This is a genomic window from Bacillus sp. HMA207 (assembly GCF_003402455.1).
Classification (GTDB): domain Bacteria; phylum Bacillota; class Bacilli; order Bacillales; family Bacillaceae_G; genus Bacillus_A; species Bacillus_A cereus.
On the sequence record NZ_BEZT01000001.1, the window covers coordinates 2,310,517 to 2,322,266 of the forward strand.

An 11,750-nucleotide genomic window follows, 5' to 3' on the forward strand; every position below is an offset into this window, starting at 1 on the left:
CATATCTAATTAATTGCTTTTAATGTTATATTTTAATAGCGATGAATGCTATTATTTCATAAGTTGTCAACAAGCGTTATGTATGTATGAGAAAAAGGAAGGAGCCAAATAGGCCCCTTCCTTTTTCTACTAATTAACTAAATTACTCTCTGGTAAAAATTTAAATAGTAATGCTCATTTACAGGCGTCTCATTATGCATTAAACATGCTAACTTTGCTTGCTGTCGGAAAAATTAAAAACGATAGCATTAAGTTATTAAGAGACAAAAATTCATCAACACGAAGACAGATTTGTCTTGGCTAGATAAATTTGGTGATAAATACAGGAAGTAACTCTTACGATTCAATGATTCTTTTTCCTGCCTTCTACCCTTGCCACTTCTGTTTCATGACTTGTAAATAGAGATCTTCAAACTCGTTAAAATGGACGTGAAAAACACCTAATGTATCGATATAAGCAGAAATCACATCTTTTTCATTAAAATGGATACCTTCCTGTGCTAAGTCATAGCTATCATTAAGGCTGTATAAATCAAAATATTCTTCTTCCCAATACAGGCCTCTATTTACTAGTAATCGAGTAGAGCAAGTAATAGCTTGTTTAATATTCCATTTCTGAGCTACTAACTTTTCATTTAAGACTGAAAGAAGGATGTTTACCGAGGGGTTTTCATCAACTATGCGGCTATATGACAGTAAAGCCGATTCTATATATATCAGCTTTGCCTTAGACATTAAAGATATCTCCATAATTTCATATGGCGGGTGAGCATTTGCTTCAATCAACCTATCGCACCATGAAATAACCTCCTCTCTATTCCAAAGTCCGCAGCCTAGTCCTAATGCATACAAGTGGGCTAAAGTTTGATAAGATTTCAATATGGTTCACCTTCAATTTAACTGTATAGTGGTATTGCATTCATTTTGGAAATAATCACGCTTAGTAATAAATATAATAAGCTGCCCAAACGGACAGCTTATTTGCATTAAAAACGCTACACATGAACTTTTGCTTTTTTTCGACGCACAAGCCACCAAACTAAAGATAGCAGTACTAGGGGAAACGGAAATATCTGAATAAACAAAAATACTTCCCAAAAATCGTGCATCGTACTACCAGGGGAATCTGTTGCCATCCCGCCAATAAAAAAAGACAATGGAATGACAAGTATATTTATACCTAAGCTAATCATTAGGAATGATAGATTCTTCTTCCAGATTACTGGTAATGCAGCCGCGATTAATAAAACCAATGCAGTACCCAGTATAAGAAACAGTGCTCCAAATAAAAATACAAAGTATAAAATAGCATTGATTAAAGGTTCCACAATAGCCCTCCTAAGGATTCATTCTATAGAAACACTCATGTTATTTAGAAAGTCAGGATGCTATACCTCTTAGTTGTCTTTCAATTTCTTCATCGCTATAGTCTTCATTTATCTGCTTAGAATACTTAATCTACTTGCTTATATTCTGGACTGCGTTAGGACATATGTTTCTCTTGTACAACCAGCTGGCAAGAAACCCACACTTATCCCTGCTAATACGGTACCTTTAAAGGCTCTGTTCATATTCATTTGCCCCTTTTATCTTTTCGTATTTTTTCTCCATCCATAGACAGTCCATTATGAACGTTTTCATTATAAGTATTGTCTGCTGTTACTGTTTTACTTTCCTTACTATCTGTTTCGGCCCTGATTCTTCTCATTTACCGTTTCAGTATTACGCTTCAATCCGCATTATCATCACATAAAAAGGACATACCTATTCATATATACTCCTTTATTATTTTATATTGAAATAAATAATGGTTCAAAGTTATTTTGTGAAAATTATACAAAAATTAATAATTCATCGATTACCCAACAATAGATAATATGGATAAAGAAAAAATACTAGAGAATATCACATTGTAGTAGTCTCTAGTATCTTTTCATAGTATTTTAGCGGCTATGCAATACGGAGGGATAAAAAAGGACCTCTTACGGAAAGATAAGAGGTCATCAATAAGATAAAAATGTTGTATTTGAAACACGCGAGTTTCTAATTCACATCATAACACAATATATTCATATATTCAATATATACATTTAAGATAAGGAATATTACATCCTTGAAGATTACGGTAAACCAGGAGATAGTGCTGAAAATGAACCTACTTTGCGCAACATTTTCCAAAAAAAGTATGCGGATGTCGCACCTGCTAAGACATTTTGAATAATCTTTGCAGCTGCTACATCAACGGGTAATTTATTGTATTTCCAATCTAGAGAATCAATTGTACAATCCCATACTTTTAAAACTAGTGAAATAGATCTTTTTAATTACATACTTAATTTATTTTTTAATGTCCAATATTTTTCTCCATTAGCTTCAAAAGAGAATTCTACCCATCCATTCGGATCTTCACGATAAATAAAGATGGTTGTTCCAGGAGTTACTGTACCAACTTTATTCTCCTCGACAGCTACATCTGGTCTACTTTTAATTTTTAAATTAAATGGATAAGGTACCTGATAGTAAGTAGCTGATGATACAACATTTGAGCTTGAACCGTCTGCATACATTTTATATGGAATTTCATTAGATAACGCGTCGACATCTAATGTTTCAGGATTCTTTGGTAATTTTTTTGCATATGTATAGTCTTCTACACGAAACGGTTTAATACGTTCCATAATACCCGCAATTTTCTTAGCCCAGCCTTTATCTGATGCATATTTCACGTTCATGCCAGTTAATGTTGACCCGTTATAATACATACCACTTTCTTCTAAATATCTTTCTCGTACATAATTAGCATTATAAGCAATACTATCGCCGTAGCTTGGTAAATATTTCGCATATTTAAACGGATCTCCATCATATGCACGTAGACCGAATAAATTATGTTTTTGATATGCGATTTCTGATTTTCCGTATCCAGATTCTAAAATCGCATGCGCTGCTAAATAATGAGCACTCACGCCATATTGATTTTGCGCATTGATAAAATCTTGTCCATGTCCAACTAAGGGACTATCTGAATGATATTTTGCAATAAAACTATCAATCTCTTGAGCTGTAATTTTCGAAGCCACTGTTAAATTTAAATCTTCATATGAGGTAGCAGTAATAACCTCTTTTTCATCGTTTAAATTTTGTTGTAACATATCTGTTTTTGCAGTAAGTTGAGCAGCTTCAGCACGTGTTATAAATCTATTTGGTTGCCAACCGTTCTCGGTACCATTAGAAATTTTTAAATCTATTAAAATATTGGCATGTTTTTCTCCCCAATGCCCTTTTAAATCTTCAAATCTAACCTGCTCGTTATGATTTGCTGTGCTTTGTAGTTTATATGCATTTACTAGCATGGTAGCCATAGCAGCACGAGTTACTTTTCCGGATGGATTAAAGATTCCATTCCCTTCACCTTTAACAATACCAGCTTTTTCAGCAGCAGCAATATAAGGAGTAGCCCAGTGGTTTTGTGAATCTGTAAAAGATGGTTTTGCATTAGGATCAATTTTTATACCTAAAACTTTTGTCATAATTTTTGTAGCCGAAGCTCTGTCTAAAGAGTCATTTGAACCAAAAGTTCCATCTGGATAACCATTTAATACCTGTTTATCAACTAAATAGTTAACTGATTTATCAGCCCATGTAGGAACATCAGGGAATTTATGAGTATCTGCTAAAATATTAGAAGAATAGGATAATATAGCTCCTGCAAGGATACCTGTTGCAATTAATTTGTGCTTCATTAAAATAAACACCTCTACCATTGTATTTATCAAATTGAGATTTTCTATTTTTATATTTACATGTTTGTAATAATAATAAAATCGTATTATCACGCATTCAATTTGATGTAACGAGTATAGTTACTTATATACACAAGTGTCAATGAATTTCTTTTACAAAAATACATAATATTTACATGATTTTATAATTGACTTATGTATAAATTTTGTAAAGGACCTTTTGATAGATTTTACCTGAAGAAATCTCTTTAGTTGTTAATTTGCCAATCTTTCTCGTTTACTATTAATCAATTAAAAAAAGAATTTTTTGTTTGAAAATCTTAAGTTGATGGATGTGTGAACGTACCGCTACTAAAATTCTTGCTTTTAATTTATTATTACTGTATTATATTTACGTATCAATATAAGGATTATGGTATATAAAAAGGAATCAAATCTATAAGTAAGATTTAAATCCTTTTCCAATTCAAAAAGATTTTGCCAAAATCTAATATAATTTATGCTTATCTTTTTAGTATGTATCTAGTAAAAACATATTTTTTATCCATAGAATTCTGTTTTCAATGATATGAATTAGTGTTCTAAACAAGGAATCCTACAAAGTGATCTGAAAAACCTGAGAGATATTGTATGTAGTTTACTCATCTCCAGGTACTACAATAAAGAGCCTTACCTCTCTAGGCAAGACTCTACTAGTTTAGTTGTATACTATTTACATGATAACTAAGAAACAGAAAACATATAACACCAAATAACAGCACCCTATTACTCCTCCTACAGCTAATACCTGTTTAACCCAACTCTTAAATTTTTGATTACTGTAAATCGCTTGCACTCTTTCCATATTTCCTCCTATTAAAGAGAACCCTTAAAGACTCTCACCTCGCTATAGTACCATTAAAAAATGAATAATAGAGATCTAATGTATAAATATGCAATATTGCATACGGAAATGTATTGTTATTATTGTAAGCGCTTACTATAATAAGGTTATAAAGATTTATTACATTTTAATACGAAAAAGAGGAGAGAATAATATGGAAATCGCAATGGCAGTTTTAAAATTTATAGGTGGAGCAATCCCATTAATTCAAGAACTTCTAAAAGCATTTATGTAAATTCACTATTTAGCAATTATTCATAAAAATTATCATACAAATGATCTGTATATCAAAAATGAATTGGTTGACAGATCATTTACGTAATCAAGGTCCCTTTAACATGACTAAGGGGCCTTTTTAAAATTTTTAAATAATTAAGGTTACGTCACATCACCCTCAAGTTAGCAAAATAAAATGAAACTTTAACTTGATGGTGATGGGGTAACAGTTGTGATTTAGAGATAAGATCAGATTATACAAAGTTTTGCACGTCAGCGATACCGGAAATAAACTTCACCTTTAGTAGCAAGAATCTCCAATAAAGATAGCCAACTTGCCTATTTAGGAATAGGAGTTTCAATTTAAATGATGCGTTCCAAGGCACTACTCTTCTTCTAAAATAGCGTAATAATATTCATCCCACCATTCATTCCCATGTGGTATACACTTCCTGAAATAGCCTTCTCTTCTCATTCCAATCTTCTCCATTACTCGATATGATGGGGTATTTTTTGGCTGACATGTAGCTATAATCCTATGTAATTTCATTTCCTTAAAGCCATATTTCAATGTAGCTTGTGCTGCTTCAGAAGCATATCCTTTATTGAAATATTTAGGATTGAACACCCAGCCAATCTCATATGTATGCTCACCAAAATATTTATGAAAAACTATATGACCAATCAGAATATCTTTATCAATTAATACTACAGGAAAGTTTTTAGCGTTTTCACCAATGTTTTCATTCACAAAGTTTCTTGTATTTTCTTCAGTAAAAACCCCTTCAGGTATGTATTTCATAACATTGATATCTGATGTATACTCATGAACAGCTTGCCAATCTTTGAACTCAAATTTTCGTATTAATAATCTTTCTGTTTTTATAAACATTTACTTTTCCCCCTCAAAAAATTGCAACTATATTTAAACTCCACTTTTAAGGTGAAAATACGGGCCAAACAAACTATCTTACAGCTTGACTTTAGAAACTTTAGGGATAATGCTTTGACAAATATATTATATAACAAATATTAACATCCACGGGATTTGTTTTTGAAAATTATGTTAATTAAGAAAGAAAGTAGTTTTTTCTTAGATATTATTGTTAATAACTGATGGTATCATTATATTTCATTCTGCAACTTATTTAGAAAAGCTATGTACATTTCGAAGAAGTTCTTCAATAAGTTTTGTTTTTTCATTTACCTTTGTGGCATATGTGAAATCACCATAACAATATGGATACCTAAAATTATTTTTATTTCCACCACAAGTATACATCGCTGGATTTTGATCAACTTTCATCTTAGAAAATTTTTTGGCCGAATCCTCCGAGTGTTGTTTAACTTCTTGACTAGCAATAAAATCAATATACCCTGGTCCCATATTATAACTTTGAATAATTGTATCCATGCTAACATCCTTGTCCGTTCCATATTTGTACATTTTAGCAAAGTGCTTTACCCCCTGTTCAATGCTCAAGCTTGTCTCTTGAATTTCATTTGGCTTTAATCCAAGTGATTCAGATGACTGCATAGGATCGTTTCCCTCACCTCTACTCTCTTGATACATAATTCCTAATAAAATTGGTGTTTTCTCTCCTAAATTATATTTTTCTAATTCTTTTTTTAAGGTAGACTCATATTGCAATACACGTTTTTCGGTGGCTTGCGCTTTATTTTGTTGAATATTGGTTTTATGATTAAAATATAGCATTCCAAGTATTGTTCCTAAGCCTAAAATACTAATAAGGAACACTTTTATAATTTGTTTTTTACTTGTATCCTTCATATATTCCTCCTCGTATAAGAAATTCAATTTTTCAAAGGTAATTGGTTATATACAAACTATGTAATGAACATCTATCTCCCGCCCTTTTTAGACTCATATATCAATACTTTAAGGTTTCAAGTTTAATATAAAAATTTAAAGATAAGGTAAAGATAAGATAAAGATAAAATAAAGGGTATTTTTAGCGTACTTTAAAAGATATTGCTACAAAGGGATATATGGGACAACTTGTTGATATGAATGGATTTAGTGATAATTGAAAGGTTATTGTACAAGTTATTAATTATGGAGACATCATTCCAGAAGATTTAACCTATCTTTTCAATATGCTTTATATAAAAACTACAACATAACATATAATAAAAAACGGCGAACCCTCCACCTAGGAGAATCCACCATCACAAATAACTGATTATTTCACACCTATTTTTTTTGCTTTCTTCGGGAGCTCGTCTTCCTGCACTTCCTCCCAAGCTGTTACACCTGGAATATGATGTGATTGCATTTGAAACAGGGCTTTGGGAAGCAGCAGCTGTTCAGCAAAATTTTGATAACTCAACCGCTACAGAAGCGATGAAACAATCCTTATACTCTGTATGGAAAACTGAGGAACTTGAACAATTATTTACCTATATGAAAGAACAAAAAGAAAAAGGAAAGCCACTCACATTAGCTGGTTTTGATATGAATTTGTTTTATAAATCTTCATTCCGCTCTTATGCAAAAGAATGGTTGCAAAAAGTAAATCCTGAAGTAAAGAGTGAATTTGATACAGCAGTGTCAGAGTTGATTGAACTGGATAGGTATTACAATAAAAATAAAACATATTTCAAAAATGATATTAGACTTTACGAAGATGCAGCAATACAATTATGTTGGCCCAAATATGATGGATTATCTTCCACAGCGTATCAAAGACCAAATGGACACAATTGGTGTATTTGCGTATAGCGGAAGCAGTTGGGATAATGTTAATGAAGATGTTATTCCTGTACATAATGAACATGAAGAACCAAGCGTTGAAAAAATCATCAGCCCGGTAGGAAGTCCCCATGTTTTCGTTAACTTAAAAGGAGAAAGTAACCGACCAGAAACTTCATGGATGTTTACTCCTACTGCAGCAAGTTATTGGGGAAATAAATTAAAAGAAGAAATCATGATTCCGACAGAACAATATGATGGCATTCTCTGGTTAGAAAAAATATCACCTTCTGTACTGAAGTGAAAAATAAGAGCCTCCAATAAAGTAATGGAGGCTCTTTTCAATTAAGTTAGAATTTGAGGCAAAGGCGCTAAGAAAGTCTTTATACTGCTTAATGTTTATTTGTACTCTATAACCATTATTTTGAACAATTTACCATTCCCCTTCAACTTGTACATATGGTCCTATAATCAATTTCCGCTTTTACAAAGTGTTCTGCGGTGTTCATCATGATAAACAGTTAACAAGAATACGCGAAGCAACGAACTTGGAAATGTGAAAATCCGAAAGGACACGGAAACAAACTGGCACCCCCTTTAACAAGTAATAATTTGTTCTGCACCCATGTTGATAATTCTTCTGGTAATCGGTATGTAACGGAACCATGTTGCTCTTTTATAATGACATAGGGATTGCGGAATTCTTCTTGAATGCCGATTCCAATCACTTGATACAATTTCCTACACTGACTCGGAAACAATATATTGGGAATGTCTAATGATTCAATTTCATGAAAAGAATGACAGAATCTCGCATCAATTGCAAATACCATCACACCCACTCCCAGCTATACGTAAAGCACAATTAGTATATCAATAAGATCTATGTTTCGTGCAGAAATCCCCGTTTTCTCCCCAGACTTATCTACAAGAATAAAAAAGGAAACGCAAGATATGTTCCCTTTTCACTATTTGTTTTCTACACTTTTAATTCCAATATTTCTAGATGCTGAATAGATCCCCCCTGGCAGGTAGACATCTTCCTCCTTCAGCGGGGATACGGAACTTTCCGTTTCTACTAGTGATGGAAGATTGCGCATGCCAAATAATAATACTTTTCCCCTATTGCCCAAATGACGTGGGGTATGCATGGAAATCGTAAGGTTGTTTATGCATGTAATTGTTCCTGTTCTTAAACATTTTCGGGTATCTATTTTTATTATATTTTGCTTTTTTAGTATCTCTTATTTTTATTGTTTGATTGTTATGACTGGCACTTGCTCGGTTTCGGAAATTTCACTGTAACCATAATAAAGTAGAAAAAACAATAAAATAATTGTCCAAATAAATATAAACACTTTGTAACTATACTTCATATGAAAAACCTCATTTTCCCTATATAAGTGAATGTACATACATCCTATAAATCCGATTACATAAATTATCAGATATTTTAGTAGTAGAGAATCATTAAGTATTAGCAATTGTTATTCCATAAACATATCCAAGAAATCTTCAAAAAATATCATCTAGACATTTCATAAAAATGCACAGATAATATTTTTACTTTTAGCTAAGTAATGCTTATTATGTAATAAATCTTTATCTCTATTTCACCTTAATGTTTATATGTACAAGAGTCTGTGTAGCAACTAGGCTGTACTTTAAATATGTACTAAATTGTGTGTGGGAAAGGAAGCACATTTTATTTAAAGTTGTTACTTTAAACCCTTTAATTAGTTGGTAGTCTTCTTCATTCAGACAGAAAGGACATTTAAAGTGTGCACGTATTTTCAACTCAGACTCTTTACTACACACACTCCTATACACATAAAACACCTATAGATTTTGTAACATTAAGGAAACAAAAGGGAAATGACATAGAAATGATTATAATATTTCGTAACGATTTTGTAACACAAATGTAACACAATGCATTTAATCGTACAATACTTTTTTAGCTAATTATCAACAAAGCATTGTTAATGTCATTAAAAGTACTTAAGTCTGCACTAATCGCAAACGCGGAACCGCCATCTTGTTTAATTTGATCCACTACACTTTCTGCTTCTTCTTTTCTTTTACTATAGTGAACAACGACTAACGCACCAGCCTGTGCCAAATGTAAGGCAATACTTCGGCCTATCCCTCTACTAGCCCCTGTTACTAATGCAATTTTCCCCTTCAATTTATTCATCTCATCATCCCCTTGTTTAAAAAATTCTACTTAGTTATATCACAAGATACCCTTTGAAATGTTGCTCACTAATTTGATATCCATAAAACCAAAAGGCCCACTCATAATTATAAGAGTCGGCCTTTTTACTTCACATATTGCATCCCTAACTGTTATGTACTTTGTATTAAGTATAATAAAGAATCTAGATGGTATTATAGGTAAGCTTAAACTAAAGTCAATTCATATACATTTTGCTTAGAGTTTCTGCATTTAAACCGTTCGTTTAGGCTTCTATGCATATATTCAATAAAATTTCAGCAATGCCTGTATTTTTCATCATTAATATTTTTGTTTCTTAGGCATGAGCATACTTTGAAAAATCCTAAAAACTAGTCGATAATCTTTTAGAATCTAACTTTCCTATAATACTCTTTGCTATTTCTTCAATATTTTCATTTAGAAAGAAATGATTACCTTCAAAAGAATGAAAAGTACACGTTTTACTTGTGTATCGTTCCCATTTTATTACTTGATCATATGTAGTAAATTCATCATTTTCCCCATTAAATATAAGAAAATCAATATCACATGGTTGTGTATTTTTGTCATGAATATACGTCTCAACGATTTTAAAATCTGCTCTTAGAATAGGGAGAAAGATCTCCATTAATTCTTCTGATTGCAGTACCCCAGATGGTGTACCTCCCATTGCAATAACTTCTCTTTTAAATTGTTCGTTAGAAAGATTATGTCGGATATTTTTTATTTTACTATTTGGATGATTTCTACCGGATAAAACAAGAAATTTAGGCAATACGCTTTTAGAATCTTGTATTTTTCTAGCTACTTCATAGGCAATCAAACTTCCCATACTATGCCCAAATAAAATATATGGCGAATCATCTATCTGCATAACGATATTATTATAGACATCATTTACCGCTTCTTCCATACTTCCATACAAATTTTCTTCAATTCTATATCCTCTACCAGCTAACTCTATCGGCACTATCTCAATATATGGATTAAAGTAATTTTTCCATTTTGCGTAACTAAACGCAGATCCCCCAGCATGTGGAAAACAAAAAAGTTTAGTCTTCTGCATTGATTTTCTCCTTACTTTCAAATTTGTATATATTTTGGCAAATTGTATAAATGTCTTTAATTATTATCTCTTGTGGAAATTCATCTCTTGTTGCACAAACAGATAACTTATAATTTGGATCAATGTTATATTGTTTAAAGTAAAAGTTTTTAGGTATATTCTTGTATGAAATTAAAGTTCGTGACTCTTTTTTTATAGAGAATGAATTTAACGGGATATAAAGTCCTTTTCCAATCGTTTTGATATAACTTTCTTTTAATGTCCATAAATCATAAAAATAATTAATTTGTTCATCAGAATTCATATTAGATATATCATAAAATTCATCCGCTGAAAAAAATTCATGTGCTAATTTAAAAGCCTCTATTTCTGAAACTTTTTCTATATCAATACCCACATTAAAATTAGCAGTAGCACAAACCACCCATTCTCCTGAATGTGACACATTAAAATGAAAGTCAGAAAATTTTTCAACAAAAGGTTTTCCATACTCATTATATCTAAATCTAATTTCTTCATGATTAATTTTATACTTTTGGCAGATTAGAAATCGAATTAGTAAATCTCCTATCAGAGTTCTATTAATGTCGCATGAATTTAATAAACGCTTCATTCGTTCTTTCTTCTCATTTGAAACTAAGTTACTAAGTTGCTTAAGCAAATGACTTTCAATATTCTTTGGTATTTTCACAGCTTGAATTTGTATAATAAATCACTTCCTTTTTTAAAGAATTACTTCATATATGAACGTTACAGAAACTCAAATTAACTTTATTAAATTGCATATACAATAGAAAAGGTGCATATTTACATATCAATGAAAATATGCACCTTCCCTCAGTAATATCATCAGGCATTCGCTTCTATTACAAAGATTTCTATGTCTCTACCAATTACTTTTTACATTATCC

General features: G+C 31.6%; 10 protein-coding genes and 5 pseudogenes. 4 read left to right on the forward strand and 11 right to left on the reverse strand.

The features are described 5' to 3' along the window. Positions 1 to 366: 366 nt before the first annotated feature. The 3 genes from HMAS_RS12110 to HMAS_RS28245 form a co-directional block, all read right to left on the reverse strand. Positions 367 to 879, reverse strand: coding sequence for a protein kinase (locus HMAS_RS12110; protein ID WP_116344850.1), 513 nt, complete (start codon positions 877 to 879; stop codon positions 367 to 369). 116 nt (positions 880 to 995) lie between these two features. Then, positions 996 to 1,328: a hypothetical protein gene (locus tag HMAS_RS12115; protein WP_000433518.1), complete on the reverse strand. Its 333-nt coding sequence runs from the start codon at positions 1,326 to 1,328 to the stop codon at positions 996 to 998. Positions 1,329 to 1,573: 245 nt separating this feature from the next. Continuing rightward, on the reverse strand, positions 1,574 to 1,708 hold the full coding sequence (locus HMAS_RS28245; protein ID WP_002024095.1) for a hypothetical protein: 135 nt from the start codon (positions 1,706 to 1,708) through the stop codon (positions 1,574 to 1,576). A gap of 398 nt (positions 1,709 to 2,106) precedes the next feature. Between HMAS_RS28245 and HMAS_RS28400 the strand changes: the two are divergent. Continuing rightward, positions 2,107 to 2,199 (forward strand): annotated as a pseudogene (locus tag HMAS_RS28400) (peptidase M56); the annotation flags it as partial. On the opposite strand, the pseudogene HMAS_RS12125 reads toward HMAS_RS28400, so the two are convergent. Together HMAS_RS12125 and HMAS_RS12130 are read right to left on the reverse strand one after the other, a co-directional pair. After that, positions 2,187 to 2,300 (reverse strand): annotated as a pseudogene (locus HMAS_RS12125) (polysaccharide deacetylase); the annotation flags it as partial. The pseudogenes HMAS_RS28400 and HMAS_RS12125 sit on opposite strands and share 13 nt — an antisense overlap. 24 nt (positions 2,301 to 2,324) lie before the next feature. Further along, on the reverse strand, positions 2,325 to 3,743 hold the full coding sequence (locus HMAS_RS12130) for an S-layer homology domain-containing protein (protein ID WP_000680975.1): 1,419 nt from the start codon (positions 3,741 to 3,743) through the stop codon (positions 2,325 to 2,327). Between the two features lie 932 nt (positions 3,744 to 4,675). On the opposite strand from HMAS_RS12130, the gene HMAS_RS12135 reads away from it, so the two are divergent. Next, positions 4,676 to 4,861: a hypothetical protein gene (locus tag HMAS_RS12135; protein WP_001987408.1), complete on the forward strand. Its 186-nt coding sequence runs from the start codon at positions 4,676 to 4,678 to the stop codon at positions 4,859 to 4,861. Positions 4,862 to 5,227: 366 nt separating this feature from the next. Here HMAS_RS12135 and HMAS_RS12140 read toward each other — a convergent pair whose 3' ends face one another. Continuing rightward, positions 5,228 to 5,734, reverse strand: a complete 507-nt coding sequence (locus HMAS_RS12140; RefSeq protein ID WP_000470145.1) for a GNAT family N-acetyltransferase — start codon at positions 5,732 to 5,734, stop codon at positions 5,228 to 5,230. Between the two features lie 252 nt (positions 5,735 to 5,986). Beyond that, positions 5,987 to 6,634 carry a lysozyme family protein gene (locus HMAS_RS12145; protein WP_000655733.1) on the reverse strand — a complete coding sequence of 216 codons (648 nt, stop codon included), beginning with the start codon at positions 6,632 to 6,634 and terminating at the stop codon, positions 5,987 to 5,989. 212 nt (positions 6,635 to 6,846) lie between these two features. Here HMAS_RS12145 and HMAS_RS28075 point away from each other — a divergent pair. Beyond that, positions 6,847 to 6,969 (forward strand): annotated as a pseudogene (locus tag HMAS_RS28075) (vancomycin resistance histidine kinase VanS); the annotation flags it as partial. 136 nt (positions 6,970 to 7,105) lie between these two features. Then, a pseudogene (locus HMAS_RS28080) lies at positions 7,106 to 7,859 on the forward strand (erythromycin esterase family protein); the annotation flags it as partial. Between the two features lie 217 nt (positions 7,860 to 8,076). Here HMAS_RS28080 and HMAS_RS12160 read toward each other — a convergent pair. From HMAS_RS12160 to HMAS_RS12175, 4 genes and pseudogenes are all read right to left on the reverse strand, one after another. Further along, positions 8,077 to 8,388, reverse strand: coding sequence for a hypothetical protein (locus HMAS_RS12160; protein ID WP_000230685.1), 312 nt, complete (start codon positions 8,386 to 8,388; stop codon positions 8,077 to 8,079). Positions 8,389 to 9,536: 1,148 nt separating this feature from the next. Next, positions 9,537 to 9,752 (reverse strand): annotated as a pseudogene (locus HMAS_RS12165) (SDR family NAD(P)-dependent oxidoreductase); the annotation flags it as partial. Between the two features lie 364 nt (positions 9,753 to 10,116). Further along, on the reverse strand, positions 10,117 to 10,839 hold the full coding sequence (locus tag HMAS_RS12170) for a thioesterase II family protein (RefSeq protein WP_006918054.1): 723 nt from the start codon (positions 10,837 to 10,839) through the stop codon (positions 10,117 to 10,119). After that, positions 10,826 to 11,530, reverse strand: a complete 705-nt coding sequence (locus tag HMAS_RS12175; protein ID WP_116344852.1) for a 4'-phosphopantetheinyl transferase family protein — start codon at positions 11,528 to 11,530, stop codon at positions 10,826 to 10,828. The genes HMAS_RS12170 and HMAS_RS12175 overlap by 14 nt, the downstream gene beginning before the upstream one ends. Positions 11,531 to 11,750: the final 220 nt, after the last annotated feature.

Excerpts from the sequence above, each read along its gene's own strand:
- HMAS_RS12145 (WP_000655733.1), bottom strand. The coding sequence starts at position 6,634 with ATGAAGGATACAAGTAAAAAACAAATTATAAAAGTGTTCCTTATTAGT.
- HMAS_RS12160 (WP_000230685.1), bottom strand. The coding sequence starts at position 8,388 with ATGGTATTTGCAATTGATGCGAGATTCTGTCATTCTTTTCATGAAATT.
- HMAS_RS12135 (WP_001987408.1), top strand. The coding sequence starts at position 4,676 with ATGCAATATTGCATACGGAAATGTATTGTTATTATTGTAAGCGCTTAC.
- HMAS_RS12130 (WP_000680975.1), bottom strand. The coding sequence starts at position 3,743 with ATGAAGCACAAATTAATTGCAACAGGTATCCTTGCAGGAGCTATATTA.
- HMAS_RS12140 (WP_000470145.1), bottom strand. The coding sequence starts at position 5,734 with ATGTTTATAAAAACAGAAAGATTATTAATACGAAAATTTGAGTTCAAA.
- HMAS_RS12170 (WP_006918054.1), bottom strand. The coding sequence starts at position 10,839 with ATGCAGAAGACTAAACTTTTTTGTTTTCCACATGCTGGGGGATCTGCG.
- HMAS_RS28245 (WP_002024095.1), bottom strand. The coding sequence starts at position 1,708 with ATGAGAAGAATCAGGGCCGAAACAGATAGTAAGGAAAGTAAAACAGTA.